Genomic DNA, 23,909 nt, shown 5'->3' with positions numbered 1-23,909 from the left:
CTAAGTTCTTCAGGTTTACCGCAATCAAGGGCAACATGATTCTACGCAGTACCGGCTAAACAATCCAGCCAGTTTGCAACCCCGATGGTTGCGCCGCACGCGCCCAGTTTCCTTTGCTGCTAAGTTCGGTTGTTTGACCATAAATTTATGCACTTTTGTGGAAGCCATTAAACTCGATGAGAGCGCAGTTTAAATTGCCAAGTGTGTTTCTTAGCGGTCGTTTACAAAAAAATCTCATTTTTTCAGCTTTACAAATAAGGTGGCAATAGCAGAGCGTAACTGAATTTTATCCAAGATAAATGTATTAAGATTCACAAAATATTTAAGAAAAAAATATAAAGTTGTTATAATTTAAAATATTTCAAAATCTGTAGAGTAGATTAACGAAGTGTACCCTCTGGTTAACCGTTTACCAACCAATGGATTACAGTTCAACACGCACTCTCATGTCAAGAATTTGCATAAAATTGTCATCAATGACGCCTAGAAAGTTGAGATAACCTTGAAAGGGTTAGTGCGTACACTGAGTCAGAAAGATATATCAAAGGTTCAGCTCAGCCTTAATCCTTAAATTCTTTGGGCGCACTATGAAATTGCGGAAATTGTTGCTTGTTTCCAGCATTTTTACCTTATCTCTCATCGGCTGTAGTCTTGGAGAAAAATCATTTGCCGGTGTCTGCAAGCGATTGGATAAGGTAGTAGCAGTTCACGGATCTGTGAGAACGGAAATAGCTACATTTATGGCCATCACAGACGAGCAAATATCACAAAAATCGCAGTTTGCAGCCGGTACTAACTTTGAGAGAGTAGGAGAAGAGGCTACCAATATTAATTGGGCGATTCCCATTAATACCTATCGAGCAAATCTTAATCAGCCTTCTGCCGATGATGTTGAGACTACACGAAGCGCCAGAGACTGGTTGAAGATCGGCAATAATTTGTCTAACTATCAACGGTATGAAGAAGCGCTTAGTGCTTACGACAAGGCAATTCAAATTCAGCCTGACTATGTTGAGGCTTGGGATAGCCGAGGCATTGTGCTAGGGGCGCTGAAACGTTACGAAGATGCGGTGGTTTCTTTTGATAAAGCAATTCAATTTCGACCTGATGATGCTTATGCTTGGAACAACCGAGGCAATGCGTTAAGTCAGTTAAACCGCTACGAAGATGCAGTTGCTTCTTATGACAAAGCTATTCAATTTAAGCCTGATTTGGCTGCGGCTTGGAACAACCGAGGTGCTGCGCTAAGGAAGCTGAAACGCTACGAAGATGCAGTTGCTTCTTATGACAAGGCGATTCAATTTAAGCCTGATTTGGCTGAGGCTTGGCTTAACCGAGGCAATGTGTTAAGTCAGTTAAAACGCTACGAAGAAGCGGTTGCTTCTTTTGATCAGGTAATTTTAATTAAGCCGGACTATGCTGTAGCTTGGTATAGCCGAGGCAATGGGTTAGGTGAGTTGAAACGCTACGAAGAAGCCCTTGCTTCTTATGACAAGGCAATTCAATTTCAGCCTGATTTAGCTAATGCTTGGTATGGCAGAGGCGTTGCGCTGGGTGATTTGAAGCGCTACGAAGAAGCGGTTGCTTCTTATGACAAAGCAATTCAATTTCAGCCTGATTTAGCTAATGCTTGGTATGGCAAAGGCTTTGTGCTAGGTGAGTTGAAACGCTACGAAGATGCGGTTGCTTCTTTTAACAAGGCGATTCAATTTCAGCCTGATCATGCTAATGCTTGGTTTGAGCAAGGCGTTGCGCTAGGTGAGTTGAAGCGCTACGAAGATGCGGTTGCTTCTTTTAACAAGGCGATTCAATTTCAGCCTGATTTAGCTAATGCTTGGTATGGCAGAGGTACAGCGCTAGGTGAGTTGAAACGTTATGAAGATGCGCTTGCTTCTTTTGACAAAGCTATTCAAATTAAGCCGGACTATGCTGTAGCTTGGTATAACCGAGGCATTGTGCTAGGTGAGTTGAAACGTTATGAAGATGCGCTTGCTTCTTATGACAAAGCTATTCAAATTAAGCCTGAGGATGCTAGTGCTTGGTATAACCGAGGCATTGTACTAGGTGAGTTGAAACGCTACGAAGATGCCCTTGCTTCTTATGACAAGGTTATTCAATTTCAGCCTGATTTAGCTAATGCTTGGTATGGCAGAGGCGTTGCGCTAGGTGAATTGAAACGCTACGAAGATGCCCTTGCCTCTTTTGACAAAACAATTCAATTCCAGCCTGATCATGCTAATGCTTGGACTAGCCGAGGTATTACCCTACATTTGCAGGGACGAAATAAAGAAGCACTTGAGTCTGTGGAGAAGGCGCTGCAAATTAATCCCAACCTTCAACAAGCCCAGGAATTAAGAAAAACTATTCTACAACAGTTAGGGCGCTCAAGACAGGCATGAATTCATTGTTATTAGCTGAACTAATACTAAATCGTGACTCACGCACCCTACTTGATATTTCTTACCAAGCGAGTGCTAATCCATCGGCACGGGGTTCTGATGCGGCGATCAAGATATTATTTTTTCGTAAAATGATCTGGCCGCGACCAAATAAACCTGATTCTGAATTCACTTGAATATTGTGACCATGTTCACTTAATTCTTTTGCTAATTGAACACCGGCAGTCGGTTCTAAAAATACGTGATTATCCTTGACAAAATGCCAGCGTGGAGCATCAAGGGCGGCTTGCGGATTCATGCCGTAATCGACCAAATTTACGACTGCTTGCAAATGTCCTTGGGGCTGCATTGGCCCTCCCATCACGCCAAATGGGCCTACCGGCACCCCATCTTGGGTGAGAAAACCGGGAATAATTGTATGAAAAGGACGCTTTGCCGGCGCATATTGGTTGGGATGACCGGCTTCTAACGTGAACCCAATTCCCCGGTTATGCAAGGCGATGCCGGTGTCGGGAATCAGGACACCACTGCCAAATCCTGTAAAGTTGGATTGGATAAACGAAACCATCAATTCCCCATCGGCGGCAGCGAGATAAACGGTTCCGCCTTTGGGTAAACCCGGTTCAGCTAAGGGAATAGCGGTTTCTCCAATCAGTTGCCGGCGTTGTGCTGCATAAGTTTTATCTAAAAGTCGATCCACCGGCATCTCCATAAATCTGGGATCGGCGGTGTAGCGGTGAACATCGGCAAAGGCAAGTTTCATCGCCTCGATCTGCCGGTGGTAGCTTTCAGCCGACTCGCGGGGATATTTCCCTAAGTCAAAACCTTCTAAAATATTTAGTGCAATTAATGTGGCTAATCCTTGGGTGTTTGGTGGCATTTCCCAAACGCTCAAACCGCGATAGTCTGTTGAAATTGGCGTTACCCAATCAGCTTGATGGGCGGCGAGGTCAGCTAAGGTTAGAAAACCGCCGGTTTCAGCGGCAAAATTAGCCATTTCCTCAGCCAGCCGGCCTGTATAAAAACTTTCACCGCCGGTGGTTGCGATCTCGCGTAAGGTTGCAGCATGGGCAGGACTGGCCCAAATTTCCCCGGCTGCCGGTGCGCGGTTATTGTTAAAAAATACTGCTTTAAACGCCTGAAACTCTGGGCCGGTTTGAGATAAATAACTTGCTTCTGCACGTTTCCAAGCCAGGGATGTCACCGGCGAGACGGGAAAGCCTTCCTCTGCGTAGCGAATTGCCGGCGCAAATAATTGCTCAAATGGCAGCCGGCCCCAACGTTCCCACACCGTACGCCACGCAGAAACCGCACCCGGAACCGTCACCGGCAGCCAGCCATAGGTCGGCATTTTATCTACCCCAGAAAAATATTCCGCTGTCAAGTTCTGGCAGCTTTTGCCGGAACCATTTAAGCCGTGCAACTTGCCATCCCAAACGAGGGCAAAAGCGTCTGAACCGATGCCGTTTGAGGTGGGTTCAACAACGGTTAGCGCGACTGCCATTGCAATTGCAGCATCCACGGCATTTCCCCCCGCCCACAACATTTCCATGCCGGCGAGGGTGGCGAGGGGTTGGCTGGTTGCCACTGCACCCCGTTTTCCCAGGATGACTTGCCGGGTTGAGGAGTAGGGATTTTCTGTAAGATTTGCGCGATTCATGGCCTCGGTTGCCGGTTTGTAGATGTTTGCACTCTACAACACTTCTGATGTGGGTGGGTACGGTTTTAGTTTTGTGGGGAGGGTTCCTTAGCTCAACCCAACCTGTGAAGACTCATTAACCCATAAAATCCGCAGTGAGTAAAAAATTTGTTAGGTGAAGTGCATAAATTTAGATTCTACTTCCCAATACAAATAGAGAACAATCCGTTAATACCAATCAACTTAGGAGAATTGACTCGTGAAAAATCTTCTTTCCGTTGGCGCAGTTATTTTATTGGGTGTAGTAGGAAGCACTTGTCCCGCTTTCGCTTGGGAGCCGCATGAGCATCCCTTCGATCCAGCATCGGATGTTTGGCTTCATGATCTCGGTCAAGATGGTGCGAATCAATATTGTCGTGGTCGTTACAACGACTTGCTAAAGACCGGAGATTTACCCCCATCTGCACGAGGCGCAAACCACGTTTGGGCACATCTGGATGCCAATAAGTGCGTTTATAACAAGTAGAGAAGCTAAGTTGGTAGGCTGAAAAATTTTTACCTAGCTTACCCAAACTAATAGATCTGTCTTGGAATTCTACTTTTAAGACAGATCAACAATAACCCCTATGTTTTAAGTTTTGCAACTATCAATGGGTATCCTTCTAAATTTGAGTTGCTTTTGATGATCGCTACTGCCAGCTCACAAGCTCAATTGAGTAAACTCTCCTTATTCAACAATGTATTCATCAAAGCAAACTCTAAAATTGCTGCCCAACCATATCCTAACGGGGAAGGATATCATCAAGGCGAAGTTGCAAGCTTTTTAACAAAGGCGAAATAATCGGTTGGCTCAGGCGAAATTGTTGCTGGGTGTAATCTTCGTCAATTAGTTGACAAACCGTGACAGTTGGTTGTTTGGGTTTACCAATAAAAGCCACACCCCCCAAGCCGCGATAATCAACAATCCAATACTCAGAAATGCCTAAAAGGGCATATTCTTCAACTTTTCGCGCGTAATCTGTTTCCCAGTTGGTACTAACAACTTCCACCACCAATTTAATTGAGCGTCCTAGCGTAATTACAGGTTCTCTTTCCCATAAAGGTTCGCTACCGAGAACGGTTTCATCTAACACCACAATATCAGGCCGGCGGGCAGTTGCTGCCTCTGCAAAGGGACGGATTAAACAAGTGCGTGGAATGAACCAGGGGAGTTTTTCTGTAGCAATGGCAATGCCGATTTGAGTTGCTAGTTTACCACTGACGGTTTCGTGGGGTCCCGTAGGTTCCATATCAACTAATTCTCCGTCAGCGAGTTCGTAGCGGGGGTTATCACTATATTGAGCAATAAATGTTTCAAAGGTTAGAAGTTTTTGCGAAGTATAAGTCATGGGCAGTTGCTAAAATTAATAAAGAACCCGCTAACGAATTTTCCGATAACTCAAAACGTGCCTTAATTTCTGCCATTATACTGGGATTTAGTAGCAAGCACTAGAAACGCTTTAAGGTTCACCGGCACGATTTCTTTCTGTGAAGTTGAGTTAAGCTGAAGCGAGCAGCATGATCTATAAAATTTAGGGTTCAGTTACCACAAACAACTGAACCCTGATAGTTAATACGAGGATAGAAGGTAATGTAGGTGCGATTTAATCTGATTTTTTAGTAGATGCCGGCTGAAAATGAGTTTTTGAAGAGATTTTCAAAACCAAAAGGGGATGATTTTTTATTCTTCTATTTGGAAAGGATGCTCACCCACTCCCAATTGCTGTTTACTGCTTTCTAGTTGTTGCCAAAGCTTTTCAATATCTGTGTAAGCTTCTTCTACAGAGAGTTTTCCCCCAGTCGTTAAGCAGCTGATGATGCTGACGCGCTGAGCGAATTCTTGCAAGTTTGCATTAAAAACTAAATTTTCCGGTTTGACTTCGCCATAATAGCGACTGCGGGCGTACAGAAAACTAGAATTAACTGCCATCTTTGTTCCCCCCAGTTCGATCAATTTATTGCTTATCCTTTTAATATCTCACTAAATAATTATAAAAAGGGTGATGGTGATCGGTGTGAGGTTGTGACAACTTTTAGCCAATCAGGTGATGCCGGCACACATCAAATGTGATAAAGATTTTTCCTTTTAGTGATGTCGATCATAATCAGTAAGTTTACTGAAATAAGGTTGCGAGTTGTTCTAGCTCACAAATAGTCGGCACTTTATAACACAGCAGTTTTTCTAACCTCTATTTTTAATAAGCATTGCGTGAATCAGTTGATCGGCAGTTTCATCAGAAACCCCTAAAACGTGCTGAAGATCGGCTAAAAACTTTTCTTCTTTTTTATGTAAAACGCCATCTGACAAAACTAAATCAACAGAGACAGCAAAGGCTGTCGCTTGAAGTTCAGGAGAAAGAAATTCCTTAGCCGAGTTAACAAATGCCTCAGTTCCATGCTGTTTTAGAAATTGAAGCAGATTATCAAGGACGCTTTTAATTTGAAGTTCTGAATAGCCTTCAAAAAGTTTCATGCGCGATAGCACAAGAAAAATCGTTCGGGTTTCTGTATTAGTAAAGTAACCATCTGAAGCAATTGCCGCTAATGCAATTGCCGCAAAGGCTTCGGCACGGCTCAGCGAATTAAATATTAACGGCTTCTTCGGTTCGCCTTGAGAAAGTAAGTTTTCGTCACTTTGCTGTTGCTCTGACATTTTCAAAGATATCCTAAACAAACTTGAGTTCTGACTCCGAGAAGAGTCGCTCATCTCATATCAACTCACAATTCGCTAGCTAAACACAAAAAATAAAGATTATTTTAATATTATAAATCAAAAGAATACAAACATCTATAAAGGTAACGATTTATTAGTGTAATTTCTGAAGCTGAAGTAAGCCAATGCCCATATTAATCCCATTTCCCAAGATTGTCTGAGTCCAGTGTTCTCAGTGATAGATGAGGACGGAATTGGGGCAATCTAAAGCAGGTGAGGTGAAAATCTTTGTCAGCAAAGCAATAAAAAGCGTTTGTATGTAAAGTTACGATGAATCAGCTCGACTCTCTCTTATTATGTGGTAGATCAGTATTATCACGAGTGCTAGAGGTTTGTTCGTTTCTTTAAAGAGTTGTTAAGTCGCAAAAAGCATGACTTAAGCCGTTGCGTTCACTCAAACTCAGTGGGGTGCCTTCCTTACCTCGGTCGGAAAGATGCAAGTATGCCTAAAAAACAACCTATGCCCTGGTCTCGATATATCCCTGCAGGGTTGACACTCTGTGTGGGGGTGGGACTGTCTGTCCTTGCGTGCATCGTCGTCGCGAGATGGGAAGACAAACGTCGCGAATATGAATTTAACCGTTATGCAGATGGAGTTGCCGCCGCGCTACAGCAGCACTTCAAGGAGGATCTGCAAATTATCCCAAACCTGAGCGACTTCTTTGCCGCGTCTGACAAAATTGAACCGTCTGCTTTTAAGCAGTTCGTTCAGCGCCCTGTGTCTAGCAAAACAAGCATCCAATTTTTAGCATGGGTGCCAAAAGTTACTGACACGCAGCGGGAAACTTACGAAGCAGGAACTCAAACCGGCACGCTTTCTAATTTCCAAATTGTAGAACGAAACACGAACGGTGAAATTGTTCTAGCTCAGCAACGCCCAGAATATTACCCCGTATATTATCTCGAACCGCTCAAAGGCAACGAGAGGGCATTGGGGTTTGATTTAGCAAGTCAGCCGGCTTACCGAACGGCACTAGAAAGGGCGCGAGATACCGGCAAAATGGTCGTCACCGGCAAAGTTGAGTTACAGCCGGCACAAGACGCTCAACTTAGCCTCATGGTCATTCAACCCATTTACAATAATCAAGATAATTTTTCCAATTACAGTCCTGAATCTTTACAAGGGTTTGTAGTAGGAGTGTTTCGAGTTGCTGAAATTTTTGAAGCGGCTTTAAAGGGGCGAGGTGTTGGCAATCTCGATCTTTATCTTGCTGATAAAACGGATACAGCCGGCAGTTTGCTCAATAGCAGCGACGCTTTTCCCTTTGCGTCTGGACAAGAAAATCGATTCCTTGCTTTTTACGACTCCAGCACGAAAAAATTGGTGGAATTTCCCGCTGTCAAAAATTTGCTGCAAGTCGATGGAATCAGCAAAACTGCTCGGACGGTGGGAATGCGAACCTTAACGGTTGGGGGCCGGGAATGGTCACTTTACCTGCTTTCTACGCCGGCTTATCGAGAAATTCAAACAAAACATTGGCGGTCTTGGGCAGTCCTCATTATTGGGTTACTTTGGACTCATATTCCGGTTACTTATTTGCTCACTTCTTTGAGCCGGCAGAGACAGATTGAACAGCTCGCACAAGAACGAACTCGCCAAGCCGAACAGTTGCAAAAAGCGCTCCATCAACTATCAAAAGAGCAGGAAAAGTCAGAGCGTCTGCTACTCAATATCCTACCCCAACCAATCGCAGAACGCCTGAAACAAGAGCAAACAATTATTGCCGATAGCTTTGCAGAAGTTACCGTTTTGTTTGCCGATATTGTTGGTTTTACCCAACTAGCATCGCGAATCTCGGCAACAGAACTGGTACAACTGCTCAACGAAATATTTTCCGCCTTTGACAAACTGGCAGTCTGGCATGGATTGGAGAAAATAAAGACGATTGGAGACGCTTACATGGTTGTCGGTGGCCTCCCGATGCACCGACCTGATCACGCACAAGCGATTGCAGAAATGGCTCTGGATATGCAGCTAGCCATCCTTAAATTTAATGCCGAGCATAGAGAAGCGTTCACGATTCGCATTGGAATTCACACCGGGCCGGTGGTTGCCGGTGTGATTGGCACGAACAAGTTTATTTATGATTTGTGGGGCGACACGGTTAATATTGCGAACCGCATGGAATCTCATGGCATCCCTGGTTGTATTCAGATCAGTGCTGCGACTTATGAGCGATTGCAGCATCTTTATCAGTTTGAGATGCGGGGTTATATTCCGATTAAAGGCAAAGGAGAAATGCTGACTTATCTATTGGCCGGCAGACAACCCGATGAATTATCAGATTATGCTTTAAAACTTTCTGCCCAGCACAGATGCCGAGCTTTGGAAACAAGTCAAGCGGACGTAGGACAGAATGCTTCGGTGTCACCTTCGACTGGATGAACAAGCGCAGAATTTTGGCTCGCCGTCAAATGTAGCGATGTGTCGGTTGCCGGTTTTTATTGCGGTTGTAACCTTCTCGGTTATCAAGCCAGTCATCAACTCAACGGGATTGAGAAGCAGCCACACCGTCTACTAAAAAGTGAAGAAATTTTTTCTGCTCGTCTTTGACTCCGAGAAAATACTTAAAATTTTTAACCGTTCAAGTTTTTTAGCTACTTGTGAAAGTTCAGCGCACTTACTGTATAATGTTCAAAACTTATTAAAATTTAACTTTTCCCCGTATAAAAGCATACAAAACATTCAAGCTCTCTAAATAATAGTTTTTATAAAGCGACGAAAAAATGCGTTGCTATTATAGGTTTAATCATCTAACTTGTCCTCAAAGAGGTTTAAAATTTTAGAAACTCTTACAAGTAGTCTGGAGAGACTTAAGCAATTCTCAGTCCGCTCGGACAGATGAGAGTCTTTATCATGCTTTCACAATCAAAATTTACTTGAGACTTGCCGTGAATCGAGCTGTAGACAGCCTTTATCATGAAATTAATATGGCCAGGGAAATAAATGCAGCCGTCGTTAATGTAAGTGGGCGACAGCGGATGCTATCGCAGCGAATCGCTTTCTTCTGCTTGAAACTGGTTTGCGCTGAGAATCCACTGGAACGAGAAAACCTGCGTGGGGCGCTGGTGGATGCCATTGAACTGATGGAAAAGTCTCACAACGGGCTGATCGGCGGCGATGAAAGCATGAATTTACCGGGACGCCTCTCAAAGACTGTCAACGCGATGTATTTTGAGGCACCGCTGTATTTAGACAAGCAGGTGCGTCAGTATATTGAGCAAGTAAGGGCGCTGATTTCGCTTGCCGATGTTGAACTGAAGGCCGAGAATTCTCATCTGAGCTATATTATGAGTGCCGCATCCTCGGAATTGCTCGCGGCGTTGGATGCAGTGGTGAGTCAGTATCAGAAGGAAAGTGAGGCTGAACAACTAGCACTTGATAGGAAGCTGGTTGAACTTTACAAACAAAGTTGTACGGCGACTGCTGCCGCCCAAGCTCAAGCTCAGCAGTTGCAGCAAACTCTGCACTATTTGCAACAAGCTCAAGCCCATCTGGTGCACAGTGAAAAAATGTCTAGCCTTGGTCAGCTTTTGGCGGGTGTGGCACACGAAATTAATAATCCCGTGACGTTTATCTATTGCAACTTAAGCCACGCTCATAACTACGTTCAAGATGTGCTTGAGTTGCTGAATCTTTACCGGCAGCGTTACCCACAGCCGGCTGCTGAAATTGAAGACTTGAGTGATTGTATTGAACTTGAGTTTCTGCTAGAAGACTTGCCGAAGGTCATGTCTTCAATGAAAATGGGGGCTGAGCGGATTCGTCAAATTGTTTTATCTTTGCGGAATTTCTCGCGACTGGATGAAGCAGAAATTACCGTGGTTGATATTCACGAGGGCATTGAGAATACGTTATTAATTTTGCAAAATCGTTTGAAGGCTCAGCCTGATTGTGCCGGCATTAAAGTGGTAAAAGAGTTTGGAAATTTGCCGCCGGTGGAGTGTTATGCCAGCCAGCTTAATCAAGTATTTATGAATATTTTGGCGAATGCACTGGATGCGCTCAATAGCTACAACGCACAGCGCTGTGAACAAGAGGTGCAGGACAATCCTAGCTGCATTACGATCCGCACGGAAGTCTCGCACCCAGATTATGTGAGGGTGCGGATTGCCGATAATGGCCCTGGAATGACAAAAGATGTAATGACACAATTATTTGAGCCGTTTTTTACGACGAAGCCGGTGGGGCAGGGCACGGGTTTGGGTTTGTCGATTAGCTATCAAATTGTGGTAGACAAGCATGGGGGAAGGCTTGAGTGCGCGTCCCTGCCAGGAGAAGGGGCAGAGTTTGTCATTGAGCTGCCGGTGTGCCAAAGCCGGCAGGCAGTTGGCGATTTAAATTCAATGGTTGCACATCAAGAGCCGGTGGCTGCAAAAGAGCGAGTTTAAAGCGAGATCGCTTAACATCCGTTTAGATTAAATGCCGGTTGTACAAGAGGGTAAAATTATTCTTGCCTTTAAGGAGGAGCAAAAATGTTGACTACTACTTGTTGAATTTATTTTTACAACATTTTGGTTCTAATACTTTATATTCTGGAGAAAAGAAGCCTTAATTTATCCATTAAATTTTAAATTATTCCTGGACTTAATATGCATCCTATTTGCGCGAGCAGTCAGCAGTTTTGTATGATATCCATAAATGGGTGATGTAGGAAATATGTCTTTCGGATGAGCCAGTCGCTAACCTTCTCCGGAATATAATAAACAAAAGTGTGAGTTAACTTAATCAAGTTATCAAAAGGCTCGCAACTTTCAGATCGAGCCTGGGACACAAAGTAATTGAAGATGGAGTAGAGCATCATTTTGATGAAAATAAGTGGATCACCTTGAAAAAAGGCCGGCTGGGAACGTAAGAGCCACGCTTATAAAAATGGTTGTCTTGATCAGCCGTCAAAATTATATGAGCCTTCCGTAAATATTGGGTGTTCTACATTTCACTAAAAGCTTATAGTTTTTTGTATTTGATAGAGAAGACAACAAGCCGGCGTTTCTCCCAAAACCAGACGCTCTCAAAGCATCTAGGTATGAGCTTCTAGCACTTTTAGTGACTCTGATTGTGGGCACTGATATCCTAAAAGATAAAGCGTACCTGCACTTTCGTGTTTCCAGTGCAAGGCTTACTTTGAGGGAAAAGGAACTGGCGAGGGAACTTAGCGGGAGATATCGGAAGTCTGTTGAGATTAGGCAGAGAAAGTGTAAGAGAAGGGGGCCGATTGTGACAAGTTTTTTATCAACTTTTCAGCCGACAACAAGTGCAGCATTTCCAGGGGTGACACTCCCGCCGCAGCTATTTGTAGAACTGTTTCCATTTCACTTAGTCTTTAACCGGCATGGCTCAATTGTGCAAGTGGGAGAAGTCCTGCAACGTATGTATGCCGGTTTGGCAGCCGATAGCCCCATTAACCAGCATTTTAAACTTAATTCTCCTGTAATCGCCATAGAATTTGAAGCGATTCGAGAGCAATCTGGCTGCGTGTTTGTTTTGGAATCCAAGCAAAACGGGATACAGTTTAAAGGCTCGATGGTTTATGTTGAGGAGCAAGACGCTATCTACTTTTTGGGGTTTCCTTGGCTCACTGATCTAGACGCGCTTGATCGGCTGGGATTAACCTTCAAGGACTTTGCCATTCACGCGCCTATGGCTGATTTTTTGTTGTTGGTGGAAGCACATAAAAATGCTTTATTAGAAGCCACACACTTAACAAAAGAGCTGACTGAGCAGCGGGTAAAACTACATGAAACCCTACAGCAAGCCAAACTTGCCACCGCAGAATTAAAAGCAATTTTTGAAACTTCTCCAGATTTATACTTCCGATTGCGAACCGACGGCACGATTCAAGAATATTATGCCGGTAAAATATCAAAATTGTACGCACCGCCTGAAGCATTCATTGGCAAAACACTTCAAGATGTTGTGCCGGCTAATGTGGCGCAGCTCTGTTATGAGGCGCTGACGCAAGTTATTAATACAAATGCTTTAGTAACGATTGAATATTCATTATTCATTCAAAATACAGAAAAGTTTTATGAAGCCAGATTTTTCCCATTTTGGGAACAGCAAGTTATTGTTATTATTCGCGATATTAGCGACCGGAAGCAAGCTGAGGAAGCGAACGTTCTCCTAGCAACTGCCGTCAAGCACGCGGCTGATATTATTGAAATTACTGATGCTGAAGCGAGGCTGCAATATGTAAATTCAGCCTTTGAGCAAGTTACGGGATATAGCAGTGCTGAAGTGCTGGGAAAAACTGCTGATAGCTTGCTGCACACGACTGAGGATGAGGAAGCATTTAATCAAAGTATTTGGAAGACGATTTCTAGCGGGCAAATTTGGAATGGGTGTTTACTCGGAAGGCGGAAAGATGGGGCAATTTACCCTCAAGAGACAACGATCTCTCCCGTCTACAGTGGAGCCGGTACAATTGCCAACTATGTGATCCTCAAGCGAGATATTACTGAAAGCAAGCGCACAGAAAAAGAACTTGAACAATCGCTTTCACTGCTACGCGCAACCTTAGAAGCGACTGCTGATGGAATTATTGTGAGTGAGAGCGGAAAAATAATCGCTTTCAATCAAAAATTTGTAGATATGTGGGGCATTCCTGAGTCTGTAATTGAGTCAAGAGAGCTGAAACAAGTGCTGGCTTTTGTACTAGAGCTACTCAAAGAGCCGGCAGAATTTCTATGCAAAACAATGAATTTGTTTGCTCAACCGGACGCACAATGCTACGAGATGTACGAATTAAAAGATGGAAGAGTCTTCGAGCGCTATTCTCAGCCTCAGTGGATCGGCGGAAAAATCACAGGCAGAGTGTGCAGTTTTCGAGATATTACTGAGCGAAAACAGGCAGAGGAAACCATTCGCTATCAGGCTTTACACGACATTTTAACGGGTTTGCCAAACCGGACATTGTTTAACGAGCGACTTGCCGAATCGCTGACGAATGCCGCCGAAAATCAAAGTTCACTCGCTGTCATGTTTATAGATTTAGATCGCTTCAAAACGATTAATGATACCCTCGGCCATGCTGTTGGTGATAGGTTGTTACAAGGTGTTGCTAAACGGCTAAAAAGTTGTTTGCGAGAGGGGGATATTGTTGCCCGCTGGGGAGGGGATGAGTTTACTTTGCTCTTGTCCCACATCACTTGTAAAAATGATGCGGCTAAGATTGCTCAACGAATTTTAGATACCTTCAAAGTTGGGTTTGATTTAGAAACTCATCACCTTCATATCAGCAGCAGTATAGGAATTGCGCTTTATCCCTTTGGGGGCGAAGATGCGGAAGCACTGATTAAAAATGCAGATGCAGCCCTATATCGCACTAAAGAAGAAGGCCGTAATAACTATCATTTTTATACGCAGACGATGAATTCTAAAGCTTCTGAATTATTAGCATTGGAAAATAGTCTGCACCATGCTTTGGAACGGGAAGAATTGGTGCTTTACTACCAGCCTCAAGTCAATGTAACTACTGGGGAAGTCACCCAGATGGAAGCCCTTGTGCGTTGGCTGCACCCCCAGTTGGGGCTAATTTTGCCTGAAACATTTATTCCGCTTGCCGAAGAAAATGGGCTGATTGTACCGATTGGTGAATGGATATTGCGGACTGCCTGCACTCAAAATAAAGCTTGGCAGGATGCCGGTTTGTCACGGATAGGCGTGGCGGTAAATCTGTCTGCCCGACAGTTTCAGCAGCCAAATTCAGTCGAAAAAGTGGCACAAATTTTGCACGAAACCGGATTACCGGCAAGTTGCTTGGAGTTGGAAATTACTGAAACGACCGTGATGCAAAATGCCGACTTAACCAGTGGGATATTACGCAAGCTTCACAGTATGGGAGTTCGCCTTTCTCTAGACGGTTTTGGGTCGGGGTATTCTTCACTAAGTTATCTGAAAAATTTTCCATTTAATACCCTCAAAATTGCTCGCTCTTTTCTTGATAGTTTGGCTCCAGAATCAAAAGATGCAGCCATTATTAGAGCAATTATTGCTTTAGGAAAAGGATTAAATATTCGAGTGGTTGCAGAAGGTGTTGAAACTTCAGAACAAAAAGATTTACTAAATTCACTAGACTGTGAAGAAATGCAAGGAGATTTATTCAGTCAACCTTTACCGGCTGAGGAAGCGACTCAACAACTGATGAGAGCCGGTTTAAGTAAAGCATTTGATTGTTCCGTCGTTTAGATAAACTTAAGCCGGTGGCATTTCAAACAGCCGCTTTAACCATTCAACGAATGTGAGTGCAATTTCTTTATCGTAATTCAGTACCCGCGCAGTAATTGCTTGCCCCATTGGCATTCCCGGTTTCTTCTGCCAAGCCAGCCAAGTGTGAATCAATGCTTTAGGATGGTGAACCGATTTATAGCGATTAATCTTGGCTTGTTCAATTTCTTGCATAATAGCTTCTGCTTTTGGACGCAAAACATCATCAGCTGGGATGAGATGAGCGATAAAATCTTCTAACATTCCGGGGAGTTGATTATCAGGCATTAACCAGACTCCCACGCGAGGCAAAAAGGGATCAGGCGATGGGCAAACCCAACCTTCTGCCGGGGGAGTTCTAGGAATATTTTTATAGCCGGCTTTTTTTAACCGATCTCCCACAGCTTGCCATCTCGCAGCCAAGTCTTGATCGGCATCAACGACAATTCCTAATATTCGTATATGTTCTTGCTTTAAGCTCTCTTGCAAATTCTTTAAAAGCGCTTCGACTCCGTTCGGACCCTGTTCGTTCGGCGCTTCCTTCGTATCCTCTTCGTTCGGCACTTTCACAGAAAATGCATCCTTTGACATATGTTTGTTACGCAAAGCCGTAATAACGTGTTTATCATCTGATCCTTCAACTAATAACTGGTTTGGTTGTGGTTCTGGCATCAACGTACCTCAATATTTTGACGCACAGCAATCGATAAGTCATCAGGAGTGTATTCAACAGCACGAATATCCTCACCACGTCGGCTTAAGCGAAATAATTTCCCGACGGAGGGATCTTCTGAATCAGCTAATGCTTCTTGAAAAGCAATGATACAATCGCAACTATGGGTTGTTGCAAAGATTTGAACATTTAATTGCTTAGCTGTTTCAAAAAGTAAGCGCCACATATCAGTTTGAGTCCTATAGTACAAGCCGGTGTCTATTTCATCTACCAGTAAGAAACCATTTTCAACAGTTACAGATGCCATTGCTAGATTGAGAATTCGGCGCATTCCCTCACCCATGCTGCCTAGAGGAATTGGGTGATCTTGTCCGTGAAGCTTGAGCAGAATGCCGGTGTTAGAAGTTTGCCGGCTCGTAAAACTGATGCGGTTCACATTTGGCTCAAGAATTTGCAACGCGGCTACCACACTTTCTTCTTTTGGAGTCAGTGTAATTTTATCCCACAGTTCAGATAGTTGCACAAAACTTAGATTGCTCGTTGTGAGAAATAAACTTTGCTTTCTGGTTGTAATATCGGCAGCGATCTTAGTTAGATTACCCAATCGAGAGATGGGGTGCTGTCCAAATGTTCCATCACTGCGGACAGGAATCTTTATTTTAATAGGATGCCCGTATGTCAAGACAAGCTCAAAAGCTAATAAATTTGATTCAAATTCTTCAGAATCCGGCACAGATAACTGTTCAATTGCCTGCTCAATCTGGATTTTAAATGAAATTTTAGCATCCTTTACAGATTTTATATTAATGAATTGTTTTTCTTTAAGATTATGCCCGTAAAATATGTGTAAAACTTGATAGGTTTGACGCAGTTTAGTGCCTTCTTGTGACGACAGTGAATGCCGATCAAGAGTCGTCTCCCCACGATGGCTTAGAATCTCAAACAAACTTTGGATATTATTCTGATTAACTAACAAATAAACAGCTTCCAGCAAACTGGTTTTACCGGCATTGTTTGGCCCGACGATCAAATTGACACGGGCTAAATCATCAACGTGAAAATCTTTAAAGCAACGATAGTTTTGAATCGTCAGATCGCGTAACATAATTTTCCCTGGTAAAAGTTAGTGGTTATCTCTTATCTTAACAGCCGGCTTTCGATTCAATCACCCCTTCAGCTTGGTGAACCAGTGCCCTCAAATCTTCTAGCATTTCTTGGCTTGCAGATTGCCATAAAGAACGCTGATTTGCCTCCAGTAACCGTTCTGCCATATCGCGCAATGCCCAAGGATTTTTCTGTTCAATAAACTCCCGTACAGCCGGCTCCAATAAATACGCCCTCGCCACCCCTTCATACATAAAATCTTCCACACAACGCGCTGTGGCATCATAAGCAAATAAATAATCCACCGTTGCCGCCATTTCAAAAGCTCCTTTATATCCGTGACGCATCACACCGGCAATCCATTTAGGATTCACAACTCGCGAACGATACACCCGTGCAATTTCCTCCTGTAAGCGGCGAACTTTGGGGGCTTCCGGCCTGGAATTATCCCCAAAATAAGTATCAGGATTCTTGCCACTTGCAGCCCGTACAGCCGCCGTTAAACCGCCTTGAAATTGATAGTAATCATCAGAATCCAGTAAATCGTGTTCACGGTTATCTTGATTATGCAAGACAATTTGCATTCCCTTCAAACGCTGCTCAAATGCTTCTGGTGCGGAAATTTCGCCTTTTTTTGAAGATTGTATATTTTCCCCTTGAGGCAAATCTGAGATGCCCGTGTAAGCGTAACTACTCCAGTTAATATAAGCGCGGGCTAAATCTGCGTCGTCTGTCCAATTTTGTGCCTCAATTAAACCTTGTAAGCCGGCACCATACGCACCCGGTTTAGAACCAAAAATGCGATAGCGTGACCGGCTTTGTGCTTGCTGCAATGTTAAACCGGCACTTTCCCACAATTGAGTTTCCTGTTTCACTTGCGCGGCTAAAGGATTTTGCTGTGCCGGCTCATTTAAAGCTGCAACCGCATTGACTGCACAATCAAATAAATCAATTAAATTGGGAAACGCATCGCGGAAAAAACCAGAAATTCGCAACGTTACATCCACACGAGGCCGGCCTAATATTGACACCGGCAGAATTTCAAAATCCACCACTCGCCGCGATGGGCCATCCCAAACCGGACGCACACCCAACAAAGCCAACGCCTCTGCAATATCATCGCCGCCGGTTCGCATCGTGGACGTTCCCCACACCGATAACCCCAATGTTTTGGGATATTCACCGTTTTCTTGAGTGTAGCGTTCAATCAGCGCCTCAGCAGCTTTGCGCCCCACATCCCAGGCTGTTTCTGTGGGGATAGCGCGGATATCTACTGAGTAAAAATTGCGACCTGTGGGCAAGACTTCGGGACGCCCCCGCGTGGGTGCGCCGGATGGGCCACTAGGGACATAGTGCCCATTTAATCCTGTTAGTAATTGGGTAATTTCTTGGGTGGTTTGTTGGAGTGCCGGCAGCAAATAATCACATATCCAATCGAGTTCTTTTTGAGTATGGGATTGGGGATATATTAGGCCGGCATTCGTAGATTTTAAACTTATTGGGGTTTTCTGATTAATAACTTTTTCAACTAATTCTGCTGCTTGATGTTCTAGTTTTTCTATAACATCACCGGCATTGAGTAATTTTGTGTAACCGGCATCTGGCCGGCTCTCGTTTAAAGGCCGGGTGGAATCAATCGTTTGGGTTGGATCTGCGGTGAGAGGGTCGAAATCCCAGCCTAAATCTTCAGCTAATGCGCGGGTTAATCCCAAACGACCGGCACCCGGATGACGGGCAATTGCGACAATTAAATCTCGTAATTGCCGGCCTTGTGGAGGCTGCCCAAAAATATGCAATCCATCTCGAATTTGGGCTTCTTTGATTTCGCACAAATAACCATCTATTCGTGTTTGAATCTGAGCGTTTAAATTTTTGATATCGTCTTTTTCTAGTCCTAAATCGGTTTGCAAGTTTTCTCGCACAATTAGCTGAGTAATGCGCTCTTGTAAAATAGGCAAGCGGGAGGGATCTAAACTTTCTGCTTCGTAATACTCATCGATTAAATTTTCTAGCTGTTGCAAAGGCCCGTAAAGCTCTGCCCGTGTCATTGGCGGTGTTAAATGGTCGATGATGACTGCTTGCGCTCGTCGTTTTGCTTGGGAACCTTCCCCAGGGTCATTGACAATAAAGGGATATAAATGTGGCATTGCACCGAGAGCGATTTCTGGGTAACAACGCTCAGACAAAGCAATGCTTTTACCGGGCAACCACTCTAGATTTCCATGTTTTCCTACATGAACGACTGCATCGGCGTTAAAATGTTTTCGCAGCCAGTGATAAAAAGCTAAATAATCGTGGGTTGGTTCTAAATCGGGAGCATGATAATTTAAACTGGGATCGAGATCATAACCCCGCGCCGGTTGGATTCCTACGAAGATATTCCCAAATTGGATACCGGCAATGGGAAAAGACGGGGTAATTTTTTCTTGGATTTTCCCCCAACGTTCGGTAATTTCTTGCTGCACCGGCTCTGGTAAAGTAGCAAAATATTCTTGATATTCTTCTATCGATAATTCTTGATTGATTGAGCGCAATTCCCGCGCTTCTGAGTCATTTGTTACCCCAGCAGTCAAGCGTTGAATTAACTCATCCCCAGTTGCCGGTATATTCTCTACTTGATACCCAGCCTGTTGCAACGCTTTGAGAATTTCTATACAGCTTGCCAGCGTATCCAAACCAACGCCATTAGCAAGCCGTCCATCTCGCGTCGGGTAGTTTGCCAAAATTAGTGCAATGCGCCGCTGCGCCGGCATTGTTTGCCGCAACCGCACCCAGCCGGCTGCTAAATCTGCAACAAATTCGATGCGATCGCTCACCGGCTGATAAACCACGACATCGGTTTCTAACTGGGGATGCCGGTGTTGCAACGCTTTAAAGGAAACCACGCGGCTGATAATTCGCCCATCCACCTCCGGCAGCGCCACATTCATCGCCATATCTCGCGGCGAAAGTCCTTGAAATCCTGCTTCCCACGCTTCCACCCCGCCACTGCTGAAAATTACCTGCAACACCGGCACGTTTAGGGAGAGAAGGGGAGAGGAAGCGGGGGAGAGTGTGCCGGCAGATTTACCAAAGTCTGGAATTTGACTAATTGCAAAACTTGTCGTGTTAAGTAAAACTTGAATTTCCTCAGCGTCTTTTGGTTGGAAATACTCTAAAACCTCGGCTTGCACATCCGGATCACGCGGGGAAGAAACATACACCGGCACCGGCTGTAATCCTCGCTCAATTAAAGCTTGACAAAGCGCATCCACCGGCGCAGTATTTCCCGCCAAATAATGAGCGCGGTAAAAAAGCAGTCCTACCTTCTTCATTCCTGAAGAGGAGAATCGCGATCCCATCGCTTCCCCACTCCTCTGCTGCCACGCATAAAGCCCAACGCGGGGCACTTCCACAGGTGCCGGCGGATTGTAAGTGCCTCCCAGGCAAACATCAGCGGCAAACTGAAGGGCATTCACGAAATTATCAACGCCACCTTCACAGAAATAGCGCCACAACTGATTAACCGCCTTAAGAGAAATTGTGGAGTGACTGATTAAATCTGGATCGGGCCGGTCGTCGCCAGGAAGTACAATTAAATGAGCTTTGTTACGCGCAATTGTGTCTATTAATACTTCCATTCCATAAGACCAGTAGGCACGTCCGCCTAGCAATCGCACGATAATAATTTGTGCCGATTCTAAAATTTCTTCAGCATAAACATCTATACTTATTTGTTGTTGCAGTTGTAGGAGATTCGCCACACGTAAGGCAGGGAAACCCTTGGGAAGTTTAGAAACAGCAACCGCAAGCGTTTGAATATCCGTATCAGCCGCAGTGAGAAAAACAATTGGTGCCGGTGTTTGAGAAACAAAGGAAATCCCTTCGGATTGAGAATTCCATCCTCCGGGAGATGTGGCGAGACGGTGCATGATGCTAAGCTCCTGTGGCAATGCGAAAGAAAAAGGCAAAAGACGCTTGAGTTTAGTGGTGGAGAGAACTGAGGGGCGATGGATTCAGGCACTCGGTAATGGCTCAAACTCAAGATTGATCACCCGAATACCTCGCCCCCAGCGGCAAAACTGGGATACTGCTTTTTCTTCCAACGTGCTGAACAGCCGCAATCGTCATCAACAATATCTGCCGGCTTCCGATTGAGTTGAAGAAACAAAATAGCAATTTTAAGTCAAATTAGTTAGAAAGACTGGGATCGCAGACTACTATAACAAAGTAAGCGATCCACTAGACGGTCAGAGACTGCGCCAAGGATACCCGAAACGGCGTGGCCAGTTCTAGGCTATGTTGCTGCTAATCATAATAAGGCACTTACCACTGGAAACTCCGAGTGTCGATTAAGAGATGCTAATTGAGTCTCAGGTGAAAAGTTTTGAATCAACTGTCACGCTTTCTGCAAACCAACCGAGATAATGCCTAATTCTCAATTCATCCGTCGAACCTTGCCGCTAGCAATCTTTGAGCAACTGCGCTTTACGCTATTACAGCAAGTTGCTCAAAATCAAGGGGAAACATCTGTCACGATTGCAGAAGATATTCTCGCCTCTGTAGAAATTCCTCAAAGCCAGCGGACAAGACGGTTTGCAGTCGTGGTGTCCCAAAGGTTTAGCGCGTTGCTGACGGCAATCCCCAGCGCCACCACCTCCGCGCTGGGGTGGGAAAATCCTCAAATGACGCTGTATCAAGTCGAGATCAGCTTTGACGAATCGGGGATCGCGGCTTTTTTATCCAATCTGCGGAGTATTCTGCAAAACCACCCCCAGGTACTGAACCTAATCGAACAAGCTGAGGGCATCCTCTGCCCCAATGATGGGAAAATTCAAAGTGAGTTTACGCTGCAATTACTGAACATTCTTGCCCCAGACACCAGCAGCTTTCCTGCCCCGCAGATGGAATACGCTTATTCCGTCTGTCAGCCGGTAGAAGAAGCGTTAAGCCAGCAAATTGAACAGGAACGGCTTTTAAATCAAGTCACGGCTCAAATCCGCCAAAGCTTGGAGTTGCCCGTCATTTTGGCAACGGCGGTTGAGAAGGTACGAAATTGTTTGCAGGTTGATCGGTTAGTGATCTATCAATTTGATAGCTATAACAGTGTGCCGCAAAAGCAGAAAAGCAAAGACGGCGAAGCACACCCCCTCAAAAGCCAAAGCAAAGACTCGCACCGCGTAGAATTAAACATCCCAGACGGCAGCGGTTCGATTGCCTACGAAGCTAGAGCATCCGAGAGTATCTCTTCTGTACTGCACTGGCGTGAGAAAGAGCAGTGTTTTGTGGGGGTACGCCATTTGCGAGATAAATATCGCAAGGGCTTCACTCAGGCAATTGAAGATGTTGAAACAGCTTATGCATTGTCTCCTTGCTTATTAAATTTTCTGCGAGAAGCGCAGGTAAAAGCAAAATTGGTGACAGCGATTGTCGTTGGCGAGGAATTATGGGGCTTACTCATCGCCCAGCAGTGTTTTGAACCGCGCCGGTGGCAAGAAAATGAACAAGATTTTCTCAAACAAATTGCGGAACATTTAGCAATTGCGATTTACCAAGCTCAACTTTATGCTGAGTTGCAACAGCAAAAACAAACCTTAGAAGATCGAGTGAGCGAGCGCACTCAAGCGCTGTATGATGCGCTAATCGCCGCTCAAGCCGCCAGTCGCGCTAAAAGTGAATTTTTGGCGACGATGAGCCATGAGTTGCGGACGCCTCTAACGTGTGTGATTGGGATGTCGGGGACGCTGTTGCGCTGGTCGTTTGGGCAATTAAATCAGAAGCAGCGGAGTTATCTGCAAACGATTCACGACAGTGGGGAGCATTTGCTGAATCTGATTAATGATATTCTCGACCTGTCTCAAGTGGAAGCCGGCAAGACGGTTTTAAATATCAGTGAGTTTTCGCTTTCCCAACTCGCTGAGCATAGCTTGCAACCCGTAAAAGAAAAAGCTGCCGAGAATGGTGTTGAACTCAAAAGTGAGTTAAGACTCGATCCGAGTCAGGATCGCTTTACCGCAGATGAGCGACGCTTAAAACAAATTCTTAACAATCTTTTGAGCAATGCGGTTAAGTTTACGCCTGAAGGGGGAGGAGTGACGCTGCGAATTTGGATCGAGAGCAATGCTGCCTTGTTTCAGGTGCAGGACACCGGCATTGGGATTTCTGAGAATCAGCGCCCTCTACTTTTTCAGAAATTTCAGCAGTTAGATACCTCTTATCAGCGTAAATATGGCGGCACCGGCTTGGGTTTGGCGCTGACTAAACAGTTAGTCGAACTTCACGGCGGCTGGATTGAAGTCGAATCTACCCTTAATGTTGGCTCGACGTTTACCGTATGGCTGCCGGCTCAGCCTTTAAAGGCGGCTCAATCAACCGTTAATCAAGATGGGTTGTCTGTGAATTCTGAAAGCCCGCATGGGCGCATCATTTTGGTTGAAGATGATGAAGACACGGCGACGAGCATCTGCGACACCCTGACAAGGGCGGGATATCAGGTGGTGTGGATGATCGAGGGTTCCACCGCAATTGAACAAATAGAAGTCCTACAGCCCACTACCGTGATTGTTGATATGGAATTGCCCGGTATGGACGGGTATGAAATTATCTATCATTTGCGCCAATCCCCGGCAATGCAACAGTTGAAGGTTTTGGTGATCAAGGAGAAGGCGAGAACGGATAACCAAGAATATTGCCTCGCTGCCGGCGCGGATGATTATTTGGTCAAACCCATACAGCCGGCTCATTTATTGCAAAAAATTGCCGCTTTGACCGCTTCTCAGGCTTGAGCCGCTCTGCTTTCCCCTGAATTATGAGAGAATGTTGTAGAAGTTAATAAATTTTTGTTACATTAGCTTTAAGGTGAAAGGCAATATGGAGATAGTGTCTGCACGGCTAAATCGATTGATCCGCTTCTTACAAGAAGAATTGACCCTGCCGGCCAATGCAATTAAGCTGGCTGTACGAGAGTGTGAGCAAAGCTCAAACGTTCTGCCAATCGTACTTTGGCAGTATGGACTGGTAACGCTAGAACAATTAGAGCGAATCTTTGACTGGTTAGAAACCGCTTAATCTCTTACTGAAGAGGGATTAAAATTAAGAATTAAAAATTAAAGAATAGAAAGGGTGAGTTACATTTTTTTAATTTTTAATTCAGCTTT

The 23,909-nt window shown here is 44.7% G+C and carries 15 protein-coding genes; 8 read left to right on the top strand and 7 right to left on the bottom strand.

Annotated features, from left to right (window positions below; translation table 11 throughout):
- Nucleotides 1-587 precede the first annotated feature (587 nt).
- Nucleotides 588-2,399 carry a tetratricopeptide repeat protein gene (locus H6F73_RS21235; protein ID WP_190760761.1) on the top strand — a complete coding sequence of 604 codons (1,812 nt, stop codon included), beginning with the start codon at nt 588-590 and terminating at the stop codon, nt 2,397-2,399.
- A 61-nt stretch (nt 2,400-2,460) separates the two neighbouring features.
- Here H6F73_RS21235 and H6F73_RS21230 read toward each other — a convergent pair whose 3' ends face one another.
- Nucleotides 2,461-4,059 (bottom strand): gamma-glutamyltransferase family protein, encoded by a 1,599-nt coding sequence (locus tag H6F73_RS21230; protein WP_190760760.1) that lies wholly within the window; start codon nt 4,057-4,059, stop codon nt 2,461-2,463.
- A gap of 238 nt (nt 4,060-4,297) precedes the next feature.
- On the opposite strand from H6F73_RS21230, the gene H6F73_RS21225 reads away from it, so the two are divergent.
- Nucleotides 4,298-4,564, top strand: coding sequence for a hypothetical protein (locus H6F73_RS21225; RefSeq protein ID WP_190760759.1), 267 nt, complete (start codon nt 4,298-4,300; stop codon nt 4,562-4,564).
- A 256-nt stretch (nt 4,565-4,820) separates the two neighbouring features.
- Here H6F73_RS21225 and H6F73_RS21220 read toward each other — a convergent pair whose 3' ends face one another.
- The 3 genes from H6F73_RS21220 to H6F73_RS21210 all read right to left on the bottom strand — a co-directional run bounded on the left by H6F73_RS21220 (nt 4,821) and on the right by H6F73_RS21210 (nt 6,730).
- A complete protein-coding gene (locus H6F73_RS21220; protein ID WP_190760758.1) occupies nt 4,821-5,426 on the bottom strand; it encodes a Uma2 family endonuclease in 606 nt (201 codons plus the stop codon).
- 332 nt (nt 5,427-5,758) lie between these two features.
- Entirely contained in the window at nt 5,759-6,007 is a 249-nt protein-coding gene (locus H6F73_RS21215) for a hypothetical protein (protein ID WP_190760757.1), read from the bottom strand.
- Nucleotides 6,008-6,259: 252 nt separating this feature from the next.
- Nucleotides 6,260-6,730 (bottom strand): tellurite resistance TerB family protein, encoded by a 471-nt coding sequence (locus H6F73_RS21210; protein WP_190760756.1) that lies wholly within the window; start codon nt 6,728-6,730, stop codon nt 6,260-6,262.
- 502 nt (nt 6,731-7,232) lie between these two features.
- On the opposite strand from H6F73_RS21210, the gene H6F73_RS21205 reads away from it, so the two are divergent.
- From H6F73_RS21205 to H6F73_RS21195, 3 genes are all read left to right on the top strand, one after another.
- Nucleotides 7,233-9,176, top strand: coding sequence for an adenylate/guanylate cyclase domain-containing protein (locus tag H6F73_RS21205; RefSeq protein WP_190760755.1), 1,944 nt, complete (start codon nt 7,233-7,235; stop codon nt 9,174-9,176).
- Between the two features lie 506 nt (nt 9,177-9,682).
- Nucleotides 9,683-11,182 carry an ATP-binding protein gene (locus tag H6F73_RS21200; protein ID WP_347239590.1) on the top strand — a complete coding sequence of 500 codons (1,500 nt, stop codon included), beginning with the start codon at nt 9,683-9,685 and terminating at the stop codon, nt 11,180-11,182.
- Between the two features lie 826 nt (nt 11,183-12,008).
- Nucleotides 12,009-14,978 (top strand): EAL domain-containing protein, encoded by a 2,970-nt coding sequence (locus tag H6F73_RS21195; protein ID WP_190760754.1) that lies wholly within the window; start codon nt 12,009-12,011, stop codon nt 14,976-14,978.
- Nucleotides 14,979-14,984: 6 nt separating this feature from the next.
- Here the strand turns inward: H6F73_RS21195 and H6F73_RS21190 are convergent, their stop codons facing one another.
- The 3 genes from H6F73_RS21190 to cobN are packed head-to-tail and all read right to left on the bottom strand — an operon-like array spanning nt 14,985 to nt 20,684.
- The gene (locus H6F73_RS21190) at nt 14,985-15,668 is read right to left on the bottom strand and encodes a DUF3226 domain-containing protein (RefSeq protein ID WP_190760753.1); all 684 of its coding nucleotides are present in this window, start codon (nt 15,666-15,668) and stop codon (nt 14,985-14,987) included.
- On the bottom strand, nt 15,668-16,774 hold the full coding sequence (locus H6F73_RS21185; protein WP_190760752.1) for an AAA family ATPase: 1,107 nt from the start codon (nt 16,772-16,774) through the stop codon (nt 15,668-15,670). The genes H6F73_RS21190 and H6F73_RS21185 overlap by 1 nt, the downstream gene beginning before the upstream one ends.
- Nucleotides 16,775-16,811: 37 nt before the next feature.
- Nucleotides 16,812-20,684: a cobaltochelatase subunit CobN gene (cobN, locus tag H6F73_RS21180; protein WP_190760751.1), complete on the bottom strand. Its 3,873-nt coding sequence runs from the start codon at nt 20,682-20,684 to the stop codon at nt 16,812-16,814.
- Here cobN and H6F73_RS21175 point away from each other — a divergent pair.
- From H6F73_RS21175 to H6F73_RS21165, 3 genes are all read left to right on the top strand, one after another.
- Nucleotides 20,683-20,910 (top strand): hypothetical protein, encoded by a 228-nt coding sequence (locus H6F73_RS21175; RefSeq protein ID WP_190760750.1) that lies wholly within the window; start codon nt 20,683-20,685, stop codon nt 20,908-20,910. The two genes, cobN and H6F73_RS21175, sit on opposite strands and share 2 nt — an antisense overlap.
- Nucleotides 20,911-21,179: 269 nt before the next feature.
- The gene (locus H6F73_RS21170; RefSeq protein WP_190760749.1) at nt 21,180-23,537 is read left to right on the top strand and encodes a GAF domain-containing hybrid sensor histidine kinase/response regulator; all 2,358 of its coding nucleotides are present in this window, start codon (nt 21,180-21,182) and stop codon (nt 23,535-23,537) included.
- 85 nt (nt 23,538-23,622) lie between these two features.
- Nucleotides 23,623-23,820, top strand: a complete 198-nt coding sequence (locus H6F73_RS21165) for a DUF2949 domain-containing protein (protein WP_190760748.1) — start codon at nt 23,623-23,625, stop codon at nt 23,818-23,820.
- The last annotated feature ends 89 nt before the right edge of the window (nt 23,821-23,909 follow it).

Origin of the sequence: Microcoleus sp. FACHB-68 (assembly GCF_014695715.1) — a bacterium.
Classification (GTDB): Bacteria; Cyanobacteriota; Cyanobacteriia; order Cyanobacteriales; family Oscillatoriaceae; genus FACHB-68.
The sequence above is the reverse complement of the archived record's forward strand: the minus strand, read 5'-3'. Positions and strand labels throughout refer to the sequence as shown.